Source organism: Akkermansiaceae bacterium, from assembly GCA_024233115.1.
In the GTDB taxonomy this organism is placed as follows: Bacteria; Verrucomicrobiota; Verrucomicrobiia; order Verrucomicrobiales; family Akkermansiaceae; genus Oceaniferula.
The window spans coordinates 575,502-594,525 of sequence record JACKQB010000001.1 but is presented as its reverse complement, the minus strand read 5'-3'; the positions used below and the strand labels follow the sequence as shown (position 1 = coordinate 594,525).

The window sequence follows — 19,024 nt, the reverse complement described above, 5'->3', positions numbered from 1 at the left end:
GCCGCAGGCTACCTGATGGCGGGTGTCACCATCTGTCTGATAAAAAACGCTGGCCACACATCGGCATTCTACCAGCGCAGTTTTGCCCGGTGGTGGCAAAAGTATCCACAATTGGACAAGTCGATGGAAAATCACCCCTATCCGCATCAGGGAGAACAATTTCATCCAACGGCCGAGTATCTTGGTTGACCAAAGCCCATGATCCATAACACTCACCAAGCATCTGCGGTCACCATCCTGACAATCTGCGTTATCCCACTATGAAGTTCCCCGCTAAAGTCATCCTCTTTCTCGCCTTCTTTGCCCTCGGCTACATCATCTACCCCTGGTTGTTTGATGCCACTCCAGGGGTTACTGACGAGAAACCTGCGGAAAAACCCCGCCCCGTCCCTGCTGCGCAGCCGCTCACTCTCCCGGCGCCCGCTCCGCTGACCGCGCTTTTCAACGGCGGCGGCGCCACCCCATTGTCCCAGGCCCTAGTGACCACCACCCTCCCGGAGCCGGACGAGCGCGGCCTGCCGTGGACTGCGATGACTTACGCCACGTTCACCAAGCCGTTCACCCTCAACGACACCTCCCTCTACCTCGTCGTCAAACCCGAAAAAGCCGAGCAGTCCAGCTACGGTCTCATCGCCGGTGGAGCGAGGGCCTACGACAATTTTATCATGCTCGAGCACCACCAGGACAACACCTCCCGGTTCCGCTCGGAAACCAGGACCGGCGGCAGCAACCACCAGAACATCGCCCCGGATGCCCACCTCGCACAGGACGCACCACGCCTGATCGAGTTCCACCCCGACGGCGAGGGCAAAACCAACATCGCCATCAACGGCATCCCCGCCGCCACCATCAAGTCCGACATCGCCGCCACCACTTTCGGCGGCGGCTACGCGGGCAACCAGTTCCGCGGCCACGTCGGCCAGATCGCCGCCTACCAAAACCTCACCCCGATCCAGCGCAAAACAATCTCACAACAACTCCGCGCCTGGTGGCAGCTCGACAACAACTCCGCCTACCCCGCGCCGCACCGCGAGCAACCGACGCTTGCCAACCGCGACCAAGCAGTCGTCAGCTCCGCCGGCCTCACCCTGCAGCTCACCGACCCCGCCGAGTCAACCCCTTGCTACCTCGCCGCCTCCCCAGCCGCTCCCTTCGACATCTCGGAAGTCCACTCCGGCATCACCCTGATCAACGGGCGCAGCTGGCACCTCAGCACCCCGGAGAACACCACCGCCAACCTCTCGTTCGCACAATCCGACACCATCCCCGCCAACTACCTCGGCGAAAACGGGTTCTACGCCCTGCTGTCCCGCCCGACCGCCGATGCCCCCTGGCAGGAAGTCGCCACCACCTCCGCGACCGCGGACGGCAAAATCAACTTCGCCAACCTCCCCCTCACCACCGCCATCTACACCCTCGGCGTCATCCAGGGAGCACCCGTCAGCGCCTCCCCCGCCACCCTCGCGGTCAACGGCGAACCCATCAGTGAAACCACCACCATCACCCCGGGGCAATACCTCACCCTGACCGCCGCGCAGCACGCCCCCGGCCAGTCCCTCACCCTCACCGACGCCGCCAGCGGCATGACTTGGTTCGACGGCCCCGCCGCCGATCTCAAGCTCACCTTCCACGCCCTGCGCAGCGACCTCTCACTCATCGCCCGCTTCTCCGACGCCTCTAACATCCTCGGAAACGAAAAACCCTATCAGCTCAAACTCGACGCCGCAACCCCGCCGCTCTACCCCGGCCTGCTCGCCAAAATCATCCGGCTGCCCGGCGAGCCCGGCGAAATCCCGGCCGACAGAGCCTTCGTCCCCCACGCCAGCTGGCCCACCGGCCTGACCCACCTGAGCTACCCCGCCTTCCGCACCTCCCCGTCCATCCACACCCCGCCCTTCGACGATGTCACCAAGCCGTGGTTTGCCCTCCCGTCCTACTTCCACACCGTGCTGCCCAGCCTGCAGCTTGTTGACGACCGGGAAACCATCATCGCCGCCCGCACCCCGCACAATTTCCCGCTCGGCGACCTGAAAAAATCCAACCCGGTCTCCGCCCACATCGCCGGACAGCTCCTCATCGACCAAGCCGGCAGCTACACCTTCGAACTCACCCACAAACACCCGGTGCGCTTTTCCATCGCAGGAAAAACCATCACCACCAGCGAAAAAACCACCACCCTCACGGTTGATCTCAGCGCAGGCAGCGCTCCCGTCTCGCTCACCTTCAACCACCCGGCGGAAGCCGAGGTAACCGAGCTCCGGGTGCGCTGGAAAAAACCCGGCGACGATGCCTTCAGCGACGTGCCCGCCGCCTTGCTCAGCCACAGCGTCGAGGCTGAGCGGCTCGCCCCCTACCAGCAGTTTGTCGGCAACTTCGACTACCGCACACTGCGCATCAGCACCGGCGACGACGGCCAAACCCTCGCCGTCCTGGAAAGTCTGAAAACCTTCGACCCCGAGGCACACAGCTCTAACAACGAAGACTTCATCGCGGCACTCACCCCGCTCACCGAGGCCTTCGGTCACAGCGGCGACCTCCGCTTCGCCACCGCCGCGTTCGACCTCATCCGCGCGCGCATGCAGTTCATCCGCAAGACACCCGAGCAAATCGAGGCTCCCAGATTTGGTAAAACCTACGGCAAACTCATCACCCTGCACGTCAGCCTGCGCGGCTTTCTCGGCACCTGCGAAAACCACCCCGCCCTGCAAAAAGCAGCCCTCGCCACACGTGCCGACCTCGTTTCCTACACTTCCTCCACCTGCTTATCCCGCCCATGCTTTACCGAGGAACACAGTGGCACCAACGACGGATACGGCGACAACGACAACCTGCTGGTCAACTTCTGGCGCGGCGCCGAAGCCATCGACTCACCCTACGCCCTCGACGCCGCCGCCAGCCTCCAGGACTCCCACTTCCGCTACGCCGCCGGTCGTGGCGAAGGCCTGCATGCCGACGGCATCTGGGCATTTCACAACGCCAACGGGCGGCATATCCACATGGGTGGATACGGCATCAACTGGTTCGACCGCGTCAGCCACGGTCGCCGCCTCGGCACCCCCTGGGGCTACACGCCGGAGCAATACCGCCGCCTCGCCAACTACCTTCTCGCCTACGAGTGGGTGTTCTACAAAAACACCTCATCCTTCCACATCAACGGTCGCCACAACACCCACCACGGCAACGCATCCATCCTGTTAGGCCGCGCCGACAAACTGCTCTCCCTGCCGGAAACCGCCTACAGCCCGGACACCCGCCAGCAGCTCGTGGCGCTGAAACAACGCATCGAAAGCCAGCCCGACAACTCGATCACCGGCCACCACTTCTTCTACCGCAACCTTCTTACCCTGCACCGTCGCAAGGACTATTACATCGATTCCAAAATGACCTCGCCACTTTCCGGCCCGACCGAAACCTTCGCCGGTCACCGTTTCTGGAATATGAACTTTGGCGACGGCAGCTACACCCTGATGCGCAGCAGCAACGAGTATGACAACATCCACCGTAACAACCCCAACGGTGCCATCGCCGAGCGCAGGAAAATCACCGGCGATCTCTCTTTCTGGCAATACCGCGCCCTGCCCGGCAGCACCATGTGCGATGACGAGATCTACAGCTTCGACCGCTACCGCAAGGGCGCGGGTGACGCCGCCGGCGGAGTCAGCGACGGCGAGCTCGGCCACGCCGCCTTCCTCTTCGAGAACAACAAATTCGCCACCAGCGCCCACAAGTTCTACGCCTTCCTCACCGACGGCATCGCCGTGCTCAACACCGGCATCAACTTCCTCGACCGCGAAAAAGACGCCTCGCGCAACCCGACAGCCGACTGCACCATCCGCTCTAACATCAACCAGACCGACTGGACCGGACCGGTCACCATCCACACCCCCGGGCAATCGCCGAAAACCATCCCGCTGGCATCCGGCGACCAGACGCTGCGGATGAAAATCGACCGACCCTACCTCATCACCCACGCCGGCATCGCCTACCTCATCCTCCCCACCGGCAAAGAGGCCGGCACATCGCCCGCCCAGCTAAAGCCGAACGACCCGCTCAACCAACCCGACAACCCGGTGCAAATAACCTCCGGCGCCGGCTACCTCGAACTCCAACTCGTCACCCGCAACCCCTTCACCCCGGTGCCCGGCGACCCGGAAAAATCACGCCCGCACGTCGCGCAAGCCATCGCCAGCGGCGAGATCCCGAACCGCTCCGCCAAAGTGCTGCACCTCTCCATCGACCACGGCCCGCGCCCGGTCGACGCCTCCTGCGCCTACCTCGTCTCGATGCGTGCGGAACACATCGACCCCGCCCAATGGCTCGCCAAAGCGCCGGTCGAGGTGCTCTCGAACACCCGCGAACTCCAGGCAGTGACCGACACCCGTGACGGCACCACCCACGCCTTCTTCCACCTCCCCGGCGAGCTCAAAAACGCCCAGGGAACCCCGCTCATCACCACCCCCACCGCCGCCGCCATCATGTGGCGCAAGGACAAACAAACCGTCACCGTGCAAGACCCCACCGCCGCCTGCCTCAGCGAGCAAAGCAAGATGATCGACACCTTCAAGGCCACCCTGCACCCCGCCCTCACCGGCCTGCCCGCCCCGCGCGCGATCGCCATCCCGCTGCGCGGCAGCAACGACCCCGACGACCGCTACCGCGGCAAACCCGAAACCCGCGAACTGCGCTGAAAACGCTGAGAGCGGCCATGTGTTTTATGCTCGGCAAATCCTCATCCTCCCAGCACCCCCTACGCTATGAAATTGACCTGCCGCCACGCAACCTCTATGGAACCCGTCGCCACAACCATGAAACTCCTGACCGCCATCCGCCTCGCCGTCCTGTCCGTGTTTTCCATACTTTCTGTCACCGTGCAGGCGGAAGACCGCCCGAACATTCTTTTTGCCATCGCCGATGACCAGTCGTTCCTCCATGCCGGCGCCTATGGCTTTGTCAATGTGAAGACCCCCGCGTTTGACCGGGTCGCCAGTGAAGGCATTTTGTTCGGAAATGCCTTTGTCGCGGCACCGCAGTGCAGCCCCTCGCGTGCCGCCATCCTCACCGGGAAAAACATCTGGCAGCTTGAGGAGGCCGGCACCCACGCCAGCTCGTTTCCGAAAAAATTCACCACCTTCACCGACCAGCTTGAAGCCGCCGGGTACCACATCGGCTACACCGGCAAAGCCTGGGGGCCGGGCAACTACCGCGTCAGCGGACGCAAACGCAACCCGGTGGGCCCCGGCTACAGCCGCAAAAAAGTCAAGAACCTGCCGAACAATTCCATCAGCCCGATCGATTACGCCGGCAACTTCGCCGATTTCCTCGCCAAGCGCAAAGACAGGCAGCCCTTCTTTTTTTGGTACGGCTGCCTCGAACCCCACCGCCCGTATAAAAAAGGCTCCGGGGTGGAGTCCGGCAAATCCCTCGCCAAGGCGTTGATCCCCGCCTTCCTGCCCGACAGCGAAGCCACCCGGGGGGACCTGCTCGACTACGCGCTGGAAATAGAGTACTTCGACGCCCACCTGCTCAACATGCTCCGGCAGCTCGAACGGGCCGGTGAGCTTGAGAACACCATCGTGGTTGTCACCGCCGACAATGGCATGCCCTTCCCCTACGCCAAGGCCAACCTCCAGGAATTCGGCACCCACGTGCCGCTTGCCATCGCCTGGCCGGCCAAAATCAAGCCGTCCGCCAAATGTGCTGAGCTCGTCAGCCTGATCGACCTCGCCCCCACCTTCCTTGAACTCGCCGGTGTGAAGGACGCTCCGGAGATGACCGGCAAGTCACTCACCCCGGTCTTGCTCAACAACGGGGCTGCCGACCGGAAACCGCACCGCGACTACGTGCTCACCGGGCGCGAGCGCCACACCCACGCCCGCCCGGACAACCTCGGCTACCCCGCCCGCGCGATCCGCAGCAAGGACTTCCTCTATATCAAAAACTACACCCCGGACCGCTGGCCGCTCGGTGATCCCGTGCCGGTCACCCCGGAAAACGACCGCCGCAACCGCACCCCCGGATTTGCCGGGATGTATCCGGGCTACCTGGATATCGACCCCTCGCCCAGCAAGAGCTACATGCTCACAAACGCCGGGAAATACCCGGAGCTCTTCAAGATCGCCTTTGGCATGCGCCCCGCGGAACAGCTCTACGACATCAAGTCCGACCCCCATTGCCTCAAGGACATCGCCCGGGAGCCGCAGTACGCCGACGTCAAAGCCAGGCTCCGCGAGCAGCTCGACAGCCGGCTCACGCGCCAAGGCGACCCCCGCATGTCCGGCAGCGAGGTCTTCGACAGCTACCCGCGCTATTCCACCACCCGCATGTTCGAGGGCTTCCACAGCCGAGGCAAGTACAACCCCAAATACCAGGAGGGGAAATAAACACCAGCCCCGTCGGCGGAGCGAATGAGGTGTGCATCCAGGCATCATCCGCGCTGCGGCAGCTGACACCTAACAATTTCCAGTCGGCACAGCCATTGGAACTGGCTTATTTCAGCAGATTCACGATATCGGCCTGGCGGGATGCTGGGGTGACCCGCAGGTTTTCGACCTTACCGTTGACCAGTTTCCCCTCGACCACCGTCTGGTAGGGGGCGTGCAGTTTGAAGTCCACGTCCCAGTGTTTCGGCCAGGCGGGGAAGAGCACGATTTTGCGGTCGAAGGTCTGCATCAGCATCTCCTGCAGGCCGATCATGCCGGAGCCGCCCCAGTTGTGGTCGGGCACCCAGTCGTGGCCAGGCCCCCAGAACGCGGGGAAGCGGCGGTTGCTGTTGTCGAGTTTCTTGACAGTGAAGTCCGCCGCCTCCTGGGTCATGCCCATGCGGGCGTAGAAGATCGCGTCCTGGTGCCAGCTCCAATACATATTCTTCGGGAAATCGCCATGTTTCCACGCGTTCTTGAACGGTGTCATGTCGTGCTCGACCAGGTTGTAGCGGTTGAAGGGAAACAGCGGGTAGAACTGCGGGCACTCGACGTTCTGATAGAATTTCCACGTCTCGGCGGGCAGGACGATGGCGTCGCCGTTTTTCGCCTTGCCGAAGGAGACCTCCGGTAGTCGGGTGAGATAGCCCTCGAGGTAGGATTTCTCCGTGGCGTCCACATACAGCTCCTGGGCTAACAGCTCGTTGAGGCAGGAGCGGATGCCCGAGACCAGGTCGCTCGGGTTTTTCGCACCCCGGTAGGACTCACAGGCGGTGGACGGGAAAAAAACGATCTTTCCGTTGTTGTCCAGACCGCTGCCGCCGCGCAGCTTTTCCCTTTTCTGATAGTGTTGGTCGAAAAACACCAGTGACGCCTTGATGAACGGCAGGTATTCGCCGATGTCCGCGCCCGTGTACTTGCGGTAAAGCAGCGCCATGTAGGCGTGCTCCACCTGGGACTCCCAGTGGTAAGCGATCGCGCCGTTGGCCATGACCCCCTTCTCCACCGGCTCGCCATAGCTCTTGGTGGCATCGGCGCGGGGATCGCCGAAGGGGACTTCGGGGCCACGTTTCCTCCAGCCGTTCCACGACTTGTCCGCCTTCCAGCCGAAGCGGCTATCGGGCATGAAATCCTTGTCGGCGTCCCAGCCCCAGCCGCTGGCGATGGCAAGCCCGGCGGCATTGGTGTATTCGCAGTAAACGGCGCCGTCGTGCCCGAAATGCTCCCGGCAACGCGCCTGCGCACCACCGAGGCCGAGTTTGAAGAGGTCGAGCTGCGGACGGATCGCCGCGCCGTCGCCGGACTTGAGCAAGGGCCAATAGACCAGGCGTTGGTTCTGCGCGGTGTAAACATGCCCACCCCAGGCCCGCCAGTCGGCGTCGTAGTCCTTGCCGGTTGTGTCCGAGTCCTTGTAAACATCGCCGTTGATCGAGACAAACGGGTCCACGGTGAAGTTGCCGCCATTGAATTTCGTCGGGGTTTCGCCAGCGTAGTTGCAGCCTAACATGTAGCGGAACAACTGGTAATTCCGCCCCACCCGCCACGGCGTGTTTTGCTCGCCGGTCATCGGGTTGATGACGATGCGGCTCTTGTCCCAGAACGCGCCCCACCATTTCTCACTGCGCTGTTTCGACTCCGCCGCGAGTGCGCGCTTCTCCAGCCCGGCTTTCCACGCAGCCACGTCCCCCGTCCGGGAAATGTGGGTGCCGATGCGGATGGCATGCGATTTTTCCGCATCGCGGGAGGCAAAGACAAAGGCCTTGTACACCGGCAGCTTTGTTTTTTTACTCCCATTCTTCTGATACTGGCCGGTCTGCTCGCCTTTATACTCGAGGTTTCCCCCCATCAGCTGGCCGCCGGAGATGCGGTTCGCCAGGTTGTCGTGAATCTGTTTTCGATACTTCTCCAGCCCCTGCTGCTGGATGTAGAGCCCGATCACCGACTCGTCAGGATTCTTGTGATAAAAATACATCGAGTCGCCGTCGTCTCCACGTTGCACCTCGAAAGTGTCCTTTTTCCGAAAGTATTTCCCCGGTTTGCCACCGGTGCCGAAAATGGCGAAGGACTCACCGTAGCCGTCCTTGTCGGTGAACTCCCTGTCCTCGTGCCGCCAGCTTTCATATCGGACGCGCATCGTGGTTTTCTCGCTGGCCTCACTGGTGAAGTGGATGGTGGAATCCTCCGTGTCCACCCAGATCAGCACCTTCGCCGTCACCTCGCCATGGTCGATGAACTGTTTCCGGGCGGAGATTTCGACCCGACCCTGCTTCAGCTTCAGCTCCTGGAGAAACGCATCCGGCGACGCAAACGGGTTTGGCGAAAACGACACCCGCACGCGCCCCAGTTTGAGACACTGCCCGTTGGCGTCGTAGCTGCCGCTGCGCTGCATGTAGAACAGGATGTCGCCGTTCTCCACCCAGACGTTCAAGCCGGTGTCCCGCCCGCCGCAGGGCATCGACTGCCCCGAGTTGCTCGACGGACTGTGCCACTTGATGTTGTACTGGTCCGGGTTTTCAAACTGGGCCTGCGCGCTGATGACGGTCAGCGCGAGCGTTAGAAGTGTTAGGAAACTTTTTGTCATGGGGTTTTTTACCGTGGCGTGTTTGCGCTCTACGTTATGTCGAGCGAGGTTGATGATACAGTCCGGAAACGGATACGCCGGCACCCGCGCAGGCATTTCACGCCGCTCGGGAAAGAAGGGGGTTCCAGGGAGTTGTTCCATATTTGAACAAGCCCCCCCTCATCATTCACGACAGCGGAATGACCTGGGTATCCGGATGGACCACCAGCCGGGTGCTTTGCAGCGCAATCGCTAGAAGCGGTATGAAAGTCCGAGAGTGTGCATATTCATACCTGGATTGACATCCTGAAGACCGGCGTTGGAGATGTGCTGCCAGCGATAGCCCAGCGTCCAGCGGTCGTTGATATCCCAATCGAAACCCATGGAAGTAAAAAACTGGAAGTCACCGCCGAGGTTGCGTCGACCGAAGGTGTGCTTACTGAGGTAGGCGGGACCGGAGCCGATGACAAGATGCAGCGGGCTGTCGCCAAAACTGACGGTACATTGTGGCCCGATACGCAAATAGAAACCGGTTCCGGCTTTGTGGTCGAGGGCACCCACACCCCCCTCAAGATTGAAATCAAGCACCGTGGTATCTCCAAGCTGAAATTGGTAGGGGGTGGTAACGGTGGCGAACAGCTCCGCGGTGTTGATGTTGATATCGCCCTGGCTGTCGATTCCACCACGCAAGCCGACGGAATCAAAACGGTAGGTCTTTGGGGTTGACTGGGCACTGACAACAGAGGGCAGCGCGAGAACGAGCGTAACTAGGATTGTCTTGGTCATGGTTTTTGTTAGGTAGTATTTTACAGGTATTGCAGGGTCATTACCCCCGGACTGAACGGCGGGATGATAGTGCATGCATCCTTTCGTTAGATATGAATTTAATCTCCTTTTCCTCCTTGCCAAGTGATTTTTGGCAGCGGATTCTTATCGAGGGTGCTGGCCGGAGCCTCTCCCGTTTGACGCGCTGCTGGCGGGGCGGCCAATGGCAATCGAGCAGTGGCACGGAGCATCGCATCCATTGAAATTAAATGGAGGATGTATCACTGGACACTTGGCAATCTGCTTACGAACTGTCATTAAAGCGAGGAAACGCCACTACACAAAACCGGAACCTTGAAACTTGAAACCATCCAAAACGCCCTCCCCGGGTCAAAACTCCGACATGGGGCCGGCTGGTTGTTTTCTCCCAAGCCGCTCGTTTTGAAAAAAGCCACCGCGCGTAGACTCACCCGGCTCGGGCATCCGCTGGCGCAGTTCCAACGGGCATCCGACGGGATCTACCAGCGCAGCGCCAAGGGAAAATTGCCTGCCTGGATTCACCGCTTACTCGATGCCGACAAACCCCACTGGATCACCGACACCCAGCAGTCGGCTGCCTTACGCGACGTCATGCCGAGGGTGATCCGACCCGACCTGATCCTGACCGGTGACGCGGAATCGGAATCGTTTGCACTCACGGAAATCGACTCCGTGCCCGGCGGTATGGGTATCACCCTCTGGTTGTCGCGATTTTATACGGAACACGGCCATAATGTGTTAGGTGGCGCAAACGGCATCCGTGACGGGTTCCAATCGCTGATGGCCGATGGTGGGCAGATACTTGTCAGTGAGGAATCCGCCGACTACCGCCCGGAGATGGAATGGCTCGCCGGGAGGTGCAACAACATCGACGTGCTGCGCGCCGAGGAAGCCGATTGCGGCAAGATCGGCAACACGCCGACCTATCGGTTTTTCGAATGGTTCGACTGGGAAAACATCCCCTGTGCGCACAAACTCGCCTCATCGCCGTTGCTCAGCTCCCCGTGCAAGCCGCACCTCGAGGAGAAGCTGTGGCTGGCACTGCTGTGGTCGCCCTCGCTGCGCGGGATCTGGGAAAAGGCCCTGCGCGGCAACCACCTGCAGCGGTTGAAGGAAATCGTCCCGTTCGGCTGGGTGGTCGACCCGCACCCGCTACCACCGCATGCGGCGATCCCACGGCTCGGCGTACATTCCTGGGACGAGGTGGCCGGTTTTTCCCAGAGCGAACGCCAGTTGGTGTTGAAAATCAGCGGCTTCTCCGAGCTCGCCTGGGGTTCTCGCGGCGTCTACATCGGCCACGACATGCCGGGCAACGAATGGCGTGAACACATCCAGGAAGCGGTCGGAGCCTTCGACTACCAACCGAGGATGATGCAGCAGTATCACTCCGGAAAAATCATCGAGCACCCCTACTTCGACCCCGAAACCGGTGAGGAAAAAATCATGCAAGGCCGCGTCCGGCTCTGCCCCTACTTCTTTTCCGACTCTAACGACAAGACATCTTTCGGCGGCTGCCTGGCAACCATTGTGCCCGCTGACAAAAAGAAGATCCACGGCATGAAGGACGGCATCCTGGTGCCTTGCGTGGTGGGGTAGCTTCGCGATTACAGCAGCGACTGCAACTCGTCACGAGTCATTTCCACATCACGAAGTATCTTGTTGATCAAACCCGGCCCGAGCGTTTCCTTGCCGTGCACCGGGACTGTGGTTTTTCGTCCATCTGCATGCACCACCCGGTGATGACTACCCTTGATGCGAGCCACTTCAAAACCGGCCTTGCCCAGTGCCTTGAGCATTGCCCCGCCGGTGATGCTGGGAAAGCTGCTCATAGCGCGACTTGCTGGACCCCCAGAAACTCATCGGATTGGTAGTCCGGCTGATCCTCCAGACACAACTCGATCGCCTCCTTGATCCGCTCGAACAACTGATCGTATGTCTTCGCCTGGGTATGGCAGCCGCTCAGTCCGGGGACGCTGGCAACCAGCCAGCCATCGCTGTCGCGCTCCACAATGACATTGAACTTTTTCTTCTCCATCTACGGCTATTTTATCACAACTTTCCAATGACTACCAACCACAATCCCGGTCAAAAAATCCACGGCGTGAATGACGGCATCCTGGTGCCGTGTGTGGTGGTGGAGTAGGGGCAATTACTCCCTCCCCGTATCAATGAGTCCTCCTTTTTCAGGTATGGTAATTGTGTCCCCGGGGAACACTTTCAAATTCTGATGCGACGGAGTTTTGATGTTGTATTTGTAACGCATCGTTTTACCCGTTTGGGAATCCTTTCGTAACAGGTAGAAGTACTTACTGGCAAAGACCTTGCGATCACCCGCCTGCTGAATCGCCTGGATCACCGTCATCTCAGGTCGATACTGCACCGCACCCGGACGAGCCACCTCTCCTCCCACACTCACCACTTCCCTGATGTCACCACGCTCCCTGACCTGCACTGAGATCGTAGGTGCTACATAGATCTCAGCCGTTTTAAATGCCTCTTCAATACTGCGCTCAACATCCTCAGGCCTCTTGCCCAAGGCCCGGATGTTCACATTGATGATGGGAACCCGGATGTTACCACTGTCGCGCACCTGATATTCTCCGTTTACTTTCGCTTGCTCCGATGCGGGCACTCCTTTCAGAGAGATGATTACCGTATCGCCCGACTTGATCACTCCCGCATGGGCTACGGCGGACAGGGAAAACACGCCGAAAACGACGCCTAACAACTTAACATATTTTAATAGTCTCATAACATGAACAACGATGGCTTACAGGGATACAGACAGGGTTATGGGGTATTTGTTCGATTTTTCCCCGCCGGAGAGCAAAAAGACCTTGTCAAACCGGGTGTCATCCCCTAGGAACCCGCCAACCTTCGTCACGCCGCCGCATCAACTACGGGAAATTGAAGGACTTATAACAAACGCGGCGGATTTCCCACACAATCCAGAGCCACCCTGATTCAAGGGTGGACACAACTAAAACAATGGTCAACGAACTGATTAACGAAATGGTCGACGCTGGTGTTCACTACGGACACCAGACCCGCAAATGGAACCCGAAAATGAAACCCTACCTGATGAAGGACAAGGGTGGCATTTACATCATCAACCTTGAGGCAACGGTCAAGTGTCTCGACAAAGCAGCCGATTTCCTCGGTGAGCTTTCCAGCAAAGGCCAGAAGATCCTCTTCGTCGGCTGTAAACGCCAGGCACAGGACGCCGTGGCAGAAGCGGCCAACGCCATCGGCCAGTATTACGTCAATCACCGTTGGCTCGGTGGCACCCTGACCAACCTCGCCACCATCCGCCGTTCCGTGGAACGCCTGAAGTACCTTGAGGACATCGAGAAGTCACCCGACTTCAAGAAAATGTCCAAAAAGGAACTCTCCGCCCTCGGACGTGAACGCGAGAAACTGCTGCGCAACCTGCGTGGTATCCGCGACATGGAAAAACTCCCTGCCGCCATGGTCATCGTCGATTCCGCCCGTGAAACCATCGCCGTGTCTGAAGCACGCCGCCTCAACATCCCGGTGATCGCCATCGTCGATACCAACGCGGACCCGTCTGTCATCGACTACCCGATCCCGGGCAACGACGACGCCACCCGCTCGATCCGCCTGCTGCTGCAGAACCTCGTCGACTCCATCGTAGTCGCCAAAGACTAATTTCACTTCAATGGTGGCACCAGCCACCACTGATTCTCAACTAATAACGAATAACTGATAACTCAATTATGATCACTGCATCCGCTGTCCAAGAGCTCCGCAAGATCACCAACGCCGGGATGATGGCTTGTAAAAAGGCCCTCACCGAAACCAAGGGTGACCTCGACGCAGCCGTTAAACTTCTCCGCGAAAAAGGTATTGTCAAATCCGCAGGTCGCGCCGACCGCGAAACGTCCGAAGGCCTGATTGCCGCACACGTCGACAGCACGGGCTGCTGCGGACTTCTCGCTGAAGTCAACTGTGAGACCGACTTCGTTGCCAAAAACGAAGCCTTTGGTGCCTTTGTTTCCGACATCACCAAAACCATCGCTGAATCCGACGCCACCGACGCCGAGGCTGCCGCAGCCGTTGCCTACACCGATGGCACGGTCCAGGACGCCCTCGGCGCCAAGTTCTCCGAGCTGGGTGAGGTGATCAAGATCAAGCGCGTCACCCGTTTTGTTGCAGAAGGAAACGGCGCCGTCTCCAGCTACATCCACATGGGTGGCAAGGTGGGCGTGCTTCTTGAGCTCAGTGCTGAAAAACCTGAGAGCAAGGACAGTGAGATCTTCAAGGACCTTTCCCGCGACATCTGCCTGCACATCGCCGCGCTCAACCCGGCCGGCCTCACCCGCGATGACCTCGACGCCTCCACCATCGAGGAAGAGAACGAGATCAACCGCAAGCAGCTCGAAGCCGAGGGCAAGCCCGCCGAGATCATCGACAAGATCCTGATCGGCAAGATCAACAAGTACTTCTCCGAGTCCTGCCTCGTCGACCAAGCGTTTGTTAAAGACGACAAGGTCAGCGTCAAGCAGCACGTCGCCGCCAAGGCCAAGGAGCTCGGCGACACGGTGAATATCGTCCGTTTCGCCCGCTTCAACGTCGGCGCCTAACGTGACCTTGGCCTCTGGCCGACACGTCCCAACCTTTCAAAACCCGCCCTGCCCCCGAGCACGGCGGGTTTTTTATGTCATGGAGCGCGGGTTTGCAACCCGGGGCAACCCATGGAACACGGCAGGCTTAGGCCTCGATGACGCCTCGATGACCGATAGCGGTTTCGGCAGCCACCTGTTGGGTGAAGCGCCATGTTAGTGCACCAAAACCAGTGACACTCCATACATGCATCAACGATGAAGTGAAACAATGTCCCCCAGTGGGCCACCTATTTCCGCTTCTTCGGCTTGCGCCAGTCGGTGCGTTTTTTGGCGGTCTTCTTGGCCGAGAATCGACCCGACTGCTCGTAGCGGTCGCTTGAATGGCGGCGTGGTTTTCTTTTCTGAAAATGCTTTCCTTCCTCCTCCTCGGGGACCGGTTTCTTGTAGTTGAAACCGTCGAGGAAACGCTTTTTCAAGGTGATGCCGATATGGCGTTCGAGTTTCTTCAGACGTTCTCCATCGGATGATGTTAGAAAAGTAATGGCGCAGCCTTCATTTCCTGCCCGACCGGTGCGGCCGATGCGGTGGATGTAGTCGTCGCTTTGCAATGGGAAATCATAGTTGATGACGTGGGTGACATCGGGAATATCGAGACCACGGGCGGCGATGTCGGTGGCGACCAGAACCCGGATTTTACTCGCCTTGAAATCGCGCAGCGTGCGGGTGCGGTGGTTCTGGGAGCAGTCGCCATGGATGGCAACGGCTGAGATGTCGGAGCCAGTGAGAGTCTTCGCCAGCACATCAGCATCCTCACGGGTCCTAACAAAGGCGATGACGGAAAAGAACTGATGGTCTGCAAGCAGTTCGATAAGCAGCTCCGCCTTCAGGTGTTGCTCCACCGGGTAGAGAAACTGGGTGACGGTCTCCGCCGGGTTGCTGCGGCTGCCTACTTCAATGGTGACCGGGTCCTTGAGGGTCTTTCTTGCCAGTCGCTCGACCTGGGGTGGCAGGGTGGCGGAAAAAAGCAGGCTCTGGCGGCGCTTGGGCAGACTCATGGTGATCTGCTCGATGTCGGGCAGGAAGCCCATATCCAGCATCCGGTCGGCTTCGTCCAGAATCAGGTGGGTGAGTTTCCCGAAGGTAGCATGTCCTGCTTCCATCAGTGCCATCAGTCGGCCAGGGGTGGCGATGACGATATCGACATTGCTTTGCAGTTTTTCAATCTGGTGTTTCTCACTGGCACCACCAATCACCATGGCGGTGCGGAGGTTGGTGTATTTTCCGTAGGTCCGGATACTCTCATTGATCTGCATCACCAGTTCGCGGGTAGGTGCGATGATAAGCAGCCGTACCCCGCGCGCCGCCTGGTCGCCCGACTTTTCACATAGCTGGGAAAGCAGCGGCAGGGTGAATGCGGCCGTCTTACCTGTGCCCGTCTGGGCAAGACCTATCAGGTCCTGGCCCTTGAGAATGGGCGGAATGGTTTTGGCCTGGATGGGTGTGGCCTGGCTGTATCCTGCATCATCAATGGCTTGAAGAATACGCGTGTGGAGCCCGAGTGACTGGAATGACATACACGCTCCGTAGGCGGGAACGGGAAAACTTCAAGTCTTATCGTGTGGATGCTGTGAGCTTGGGTTGATTATTCCATGGGTTGCCGACAGCTTGCAAGGCTGTCCTACTTTCCACGGGCCGCCGGGACACCCGACTTTTTTAAAAGTGGTGGTTTTTTACCGGAAACAGGAGCCACGTCTTTACCTTTAAGATGACCTATCCCGGTGGCCTCCTGGTTCCAGAGCTTTGCTAACGCGTCTACTTTTTCAGGATACTGGCTGGCGAGGTCGTTGAGCTCCGTTCCATCCTTGACGATGTTGTAGAGTTCCCATTGTGACGCCCGGTGGGTGACGAGTTTCCAGTCGCCCTGGATGATCGCACGATTGTTTGCGAAACGGAAAAACAACGACGAGTGGGGATCGCGGGTTTGGTCTTCGAAAATGGGTTTCAACGATCTGCCTTGCAGCGGCTCCAGCTCGATCCCTGGCCAGGACTTGGGGTATTCGCCTCCTGCCAGATCGATGCAGGTGGCCATAAAGTCGATCAAGTGGGCGCGTTGGGGCGTGATCGAACCAGCCCTGGCTTTTATGCCCTTCGGCCAATGTGCAATCATCGGGGAATTGATGCCACCGCCATGCTGGTTCTGTTTGTGGAGACGGAATGGTGTATTACCGACATGCGACCATCCGGTGTCGTAGCACCAGAAGGATTGGGGGTTCCATGGCTCTTTGCCGGCTACCTTGGTGCGGTCGAAGGGACAGGCTCCGTTATCGGAACAGATCATGATCAGGGTGTTGTCGTAAACGCCCTTGTCCTTGAGAAACTTGATGAGTTTTCCTGTGGTCTGGTCAATGCGGTCGACCATTCCGGCAAAAGCGGTCATACGGCGTGACTCCCAGGCTTTTTCCTGATCCGACAGACTCTCCCAAGCAGGCACGAGATCGGGTCGGGCTGAGAGTTTCCAGGTCTCGGGAATCAATCCCATTTTCAACTGCTTTTGATAACGGGCAGCACGGATTTGATCCCACCCTGCGTCATACGTGCCTTCATACTTTCTATAGTCCTCTTTTCTAACCTGCAACGGGTAGTGAGGGGCATTGTGGGCGATGTAGAGGAAAAACGGCTTGTCCGGCGACTCGCTGAGCGACTCACCAAGGAATCTGGTGGCAAAGTCAATGTTGGCATCGGTGGTGTAAAAGTCCTTACCAAAATCCGACCACCGTTTGCCGTTCAGCCGGAACGTTTTGTCCCCCTTGAAATAGTTCGTCGACCCGGAGAGGTGGCCAAAGTATTTTTCAAAACCGCGGGCAGTCGGTTCATTATCGAGGTGCCACTTGCCGACCATGGCGGTCGTGTAGCCCGATTTTTTCATCACCTCCGCGATGGTCACCCCCCGGTTCAGCCTCGAGTCCCCCGCTTGGTCGCTGTAGAGACCGGTAAGCAGGCACACCCGGGAGGAGTGGCACTTGGCGGTGTTGTGGAACTGGCTAAAACGAAGCCCATTCCCGGCGAGGCTGTCGATGTGAGGTGTTTTGATTTCGCTGCCGTAACAACCGAAGTCCGAATAGCCGAGGTCATCAACCATCATGATGATGATGTTGGGTCGCGACGCAGCCTGCACGCTGAGGGTCCACAGGAGGATTGATAGGAGGAGAATCAGGGATTTCATAAGAGGTCAAAATAAGATAACGGAAGTGGACGGCCTGGCCAACCACGGCACGGAACATCCATAACCATGGACACGCAAAAGTAAAGTCATCATGCCCTCCTGCCCCCCTCCGGGACCACATCACTACAATCCGGTCACCGGCGGCTGTATCAGCACAGGCATGATGGTTAGCTGTTCCTTCTTGATAGTTTTTACCTATCCGGCGAGTATACCGCCTATGGACAGACGTCAATTCATCCAACTCACTGCCGCAGGCTCTGCAATCGGGGCCGCGACGATGGTCGCAGCTCAAGGGAAGGCGGCAAAGGTTGCCCCACTTGCCATAGGACACCCGGTCGTCATGGCCCCCCGCACTGACGGTGTTGAAATTGTGTGGCGTATCAACGGGCTGGCCAAAGGGTTCGTTGAGTACGGCACCAGTAAAGATCCGGGCAGTGTCGCAAGGAACGATGGCTGGGGGTTACGGCCGGCCGGCAAGGGGGTGTTGAGAGTCCGGATCAACGGACTCAAACCTGGAACAACCTACTTCTACCGAGTGGTGACCGAGGACTTTGACAGAAAATCCCCGCGTAGGGAAACCGGCGCACTACGCAGCTTTAAAACACTCTCAGCAACGGCGGAGAATGCATCCTTCTGTGTTTGGAATGATACCCATCAACATAACGACACCATCAAAAAACTCGCGTCCATCACCCCTGCCAGTGACTTTCTTTTATGGAATGGTGACACTTGTAACGATTGGTACAAAGAAGGCGAAGTTGCTGAAACCATCCTTACCCCCGCAGGCGCCGGGAGTGGCGTCGATTTCACAGCCAATAGCCCGCTGATCCTTGTGCGAGGCAATCATGACCTGCGCGGCACCCTGGCCCATCAAGTCGAAGACATCGCAGCGACCCCGGACGGCAAGCCATGGCACGCCTTCCGCTCAGGCCCTGTCGCCGTGATCTGCATGGACACCGGCGAGGACAAACCGGACGACCACCCTTATCTTTTTGATCGGGTGGCCTGTGAGCCCATGCGCCGGGAACAGGCTGAGTGGTTGGAAAAGGTCATCGAACAGCCCGACATCAAAAACGCCCCCTACCGCATCATGTTCTGCCATATTCCGCTGCGCTGGACAGATGAGGACAGAAAAACAGAGTTCGACTGGTATAGCCGACGAAGCCGTGACCTCTGGCACGACGCACTCGTCAAATGGGGCACCCAGGTTGTGATCTCCGGCCACATCCACCGCGACGCCTATATCCCCGCAAACAAGGATTTCCCCTACGCACAACTCGTCGGGGGAGGCCCGAAGATGGCCCAGGCCCGGCTCATCACCGGCAAGGCCGACCCTCAACAGCTGGTTTTCCGCATGATCGATATGCAGGGAAAAACAACGAGTAGCCACGTCTTCCCACGCCTCGGGTAATGCCGGGTGATGCCAGGCCCG

13 protein-coding genes are annotated in these 19,024 nt (G+C 59.1%); 6 read left to right on the top strand and 7 right to left on the bottom strand.

The genetic code is table 11. The annotated features are described in order from the left end of the window. Positions 1 to 260 precede the first annotated feature (260 nt). Together H7A51_02505 and H7A51_02500 are read left to right on the top strand one after the other, a co-directional pair. Entirely contained in the window at positions 261 to 4,688 is a 4,428-nt protein-coding gene (locus H7A51_02505; protein MCP5535087.1) for a hypothetical protein, read from the top strand. 117 nt (positions 4,689 to 4,805) lie between these two features. Further along, entirely contained in the window at positions 4,806 to 6,380 is a 1,575-nt protein-coding gene (locus tag H7A51_02500; GenBank protein MCP5535086.1) for a sulfatase, read from the top strand. 106 nt (positions 6,381 to 6,486) lie between these two features. Here the strand turns inward: H7A51_02500 and H7A51_02495 are convergent, their stop codons facing one another. Then, positions 6,487 to 9,141 (bottom strand): hypothetical protein, encoded by a 2,655-nt coding sequence (locus tag H7A51_02495; protein MCP5535085.1) that lies wholly within the window; start codon positions 9,139 to 9,141, stop codon positions 6,487 to 6,489. Between the two features lie 90 nt (positions 9,142 to 9,231). Beyond that, positions 9,232 to 9,765: an acyloxyacyl hydrolase gene (locus H7A51_02490; protein ID MCP5535084.1), complete on the bottom strand. Its 534-nt coding sequence runs from the start codon at positions 9,763 to 9,765 to the stop codon at positions 9,232 to 9,234. Between the two features lie 333 nt (positions 9,766 to 10,098). Between H7A51_02490 and H7A51_02485 the strand changes: the two genes are divergently transcribed. Then, positions 10,099 to 11,379, top strand: coding sequence for a hypothetical protein (locus H7A51_02485; GenBank protein ID MCP5535083.1), 1,281 nt, complete (start codon positions 10,099 to 10,101; stop codon positions 11,377 to 11,379). Between the two features lie 8 nt (positions 11,380 to 11,387). Here H7A51_02485 and H7A51_02480 read toward each other — a convergent pair whose 3' ends face one another. The 3 genes from H7A51_02480 to H7A51_02470 all read right to left on the bottom strand — a co-directional run bounded on the left by H7A51_02480 (position 11,388) and on the right by H7A51_02470 (position 12,535). Continuing rightward, positions 11,388 to 11,612 carry a type II toxin-antitoxin system HicA family toxin gene (locus tag H7A51_02480; protein ID MCP5535082.1) on the bottom strand — a complete coding sequence of 75 codons (225 nt, stop codon included), beginning with the start codon at positions 11,610 to 11,612 and terminating at the stop codon, positions 11,388 to 11,390. Then, the gene (locus tag H7A51_02475) at positions 11,609 to 11,818 is read right to left on the bottom strand and encodes a type II toxin-antitoxin system HicB family antitoxin (protein ID MCP5535081.1); all 210 of its coding nucleotides are present in this window, start codon (positions 11,816 to 11,818) and stop codon (positions 11,609 to 11,611) included. The genes H7A51_02480 and H7A51_02475 overlap by 4 nt, the downstream gene beginning before the upstream one ends. Positions 11,819 to 11,932: 114 nt before the next feature. Further along, the gene (locus H7A51_02470) at positions 11,933 to 12,535 is read right to left on the bottom strand and encodes a polysaccharide biosynthesis/export family protein (protein MCP5535080.1); all 603 of its coding nucleotides are present in this window, start codon (positions 12,533 to 12,535) and stop codon (positions 11,933 to 11,935) included. Between the two features lie 236 nt (positions 12,536 to 12,771). Here H7A51_02470 and rpsB point away from each other — a divergent pair, with 236 nt between their 5' ends. Beyond that, entirely contained in the window at positions 12,772 to 13,452 is a 681-nt protein-coding gene (rpsB, locus tag H7A51_02465; GenBank protein MCP5535079.1) for a 30S ribosomal protein S2, read from the top strand. A gap of 65 nt (positions 13,453 to 13,517) precedes the next feature. Beyond that, positions 13,518 to 14,387, top strand: a complete 870-nt coding sequence (locus tag H7A51_02460) for an elongation factor Ts (protein ID MCP5535078.1) — start codon at positions 13,518 to 13,520, stop codon at positions 14,385 to 14,387. A gap of 269 nt (positions 14,388 to 14,656) precedes the next feature. Here the strand turns inward: H7A51_02460 and H7A51_02455 are convergent, their stop codons facing one another. After that, a complete protein-coding gene (locus tag H7A51_02455; protein MCP5535077.1) occupies positions 14,657 to 15,943 on the bottom strand; it encodes a DEAD/DEAH box helicase in 1,287 nt (428 codons plus the stop codon). Positions 15,944 to 16,047: 104 nt separating this feature from the next. Further along, the gene (locus H7A51_02450; GenBank protein ID MCP5535076.1) at positions 16,048 to 17,592 is read right to left on the bottom strand and encodes an arylsulfatase; all 1,545 of its coding nucleotides are present in this window, start codon (positions 17,590 to 17,592) and stop codon (positions 16,048 to 16,050) included. Positions 17,593 to 17,809: 217 nt separating this feature from the next. Between H7A51_02450 and H7A51_02445 the strand changes: the two genes are divergently transcribed. Continuing rightward, a complete protein-coding gene (locus tag H7A51_02445) occupies positions 17,810 to 19,003 on the top strand; it encodes a metallophosphoesterase (GenBank protein ID MCP5535075.1) in 1,194 nt (397 codons plus the stop codon). Positions 19,004 to 19,024: the final 21 nt, after the last annotated feature.

Excerpts from the sequence above, each read along its gene's own strand:
- H7A51_02490 (MCP5535084.1), bottom strand. The coding sequence starts at position 9,765 with ATGACCAAGACAATCCTAGTTACGCTCGTTCTCGCGCTGCCCTCTGTT.
- H7A51_02475 (MCP5535081.1), bottom strand. The coding sequence starts at position 11,818 with ATGGAGAAGAAAAAGTTCAATGTCATTGTGGAGCGCGACAGCGATGGC.
- H7A51_02470 (MCP5535080.1), bottom strand. The coding sequence starts at position 12,535 with ATGAGACTATTAAAATATGTTAAGTTGTTAGGCGTCGTTTTCGGCGTG.
- H7A51_02500 (MCP5535086.1), top strand. The coding sequence starts at position 4,806 with ATGAAACTCCTGACCGCCATCCGCCTCGCCGTCCTGTCCGTGTTTTCC.
- H7A51_02505 (MCP5535087.1), top strand. The coding sequence starts at position 261 with ATGAAGTTCCCCGCTAAAGTCATCCTCTTTCTCGCCTTCTTTGCCCTC.
- H7A51_02480 (MCP5535082.1), bottom strand. The coding sequence starts at position 11,612 with ATGAGCAGCTTTCCCAGCATCACCGGCGGGGCAATGCTCAAGGCACTG.
- H7A51_02445 (MCP5535075.1), top strand. The coding sequence starts at position 17,810 with ATGGACAGACGTCAATTCATCCAACTCACTGCCGCAGGCTCTGCAATC.
- rpsB (MCP5535079.1), top strand. The coding sequence starts at position 12,772 with ATGGTCAACGAACTGATTAACGAAATGGTCGACGCTGGTGTTCACTAC.
- H7A51_02450 (MCP5535076.1), bottom strand. The coding sequence starts at position 17,592 with ATGAAATCCCTGATTCTCCTCCTATCAATCCTCCTGTGGACCCTCAGC.
- H7A51_02455 (MCP5535077.1), bottom strand. The coding sequence starts at position 15,943 with ATGTCATTCCAGTCACTCGGGCTCCACACGCGTATTCTTCAAGCCATT.
- H7A51_02495 (MCP5535085.1), bottom strand. The coding sequence starts at position 9,141 with ATGGAACAACTCCCTGGAACCCCCTTCTTTCCCGAGCGGCGTGAAATG.